Origin of the sequence: Bifidobacterium aemilianum (assembly GCF_003315635.1) — a bacterium.
In the GTDB taxonomy this organism is placed as follows: Bacteria; Actinomycetota; Actinomycetes; order Actinomycetales; family Bifidobacteriaceae; genus Bifidobacterium; species Bifidobacterium aemilianum.
In genome coordinates this window covers 1-445 of record NZ_PDCG01000084.1, presented here as the reverse complement: position 1 = coordinate 445, position 445 = coordinate 1, and the positions used below count along the sequence as shown (strand labels likewise).

The 445-nt window shown below is 66.5% G+C and carries 1 protein-coding gene; it reads right to left on the bottom strand.

Translation table 11 applies throughout. From position 1 onward, the window contains the following. On the bottom strand, window positions 1–332 hold a 332-nt coding region (locus CRD60_RS08510; RefSeq protein ID WP_161522229.1), incomplete at its 3' end, for an InlB B-repeat-containing protein. Window positions 333–445 lie beyond the last annotated feature (113 nt).

Genomic DNA, 445 nt, shown 5'->3' with positions numbered 1-445 from the left:
GTGCCGTAGTTGATGCCGGTCTGGTCGGTGATGGTGGGGTTGGGTGTCAGTCCCGGCGCGAGGAAGCGCACGGTGTATTGGTCGGCCTCCCATTTCGCTTGGATGGTCATGGGGGCGTGGACGGGGTCGGTGTCCGGGTTCCAGGTCGTGTGGTCGCTGGTCCGGGTCCAGCCGGTCAGGTGGTGGCCGGGTTTGGTGGTGGTCAGGGTGCCGATGGCTTGTCCGTCGGTCACGGTCAGGCTGGTGGGCGCGCCGGTGCCGCCGTTCTGGTCGATGGTGACCGTGTACGTGTTGCGTGTCCATTTGGCGTGCAGGGTCGTGTTCGAGGACACGGGTCCTGTCCTCCAGGGTTGGGTGAGGTTGGTGTCGGTGTACCAGTCGTTACAGGGTCCGTGGTGCCAGTGGCCGCGGGGGGGGCGTGTCAGTGTGCTGTCCGTGTGGGTGG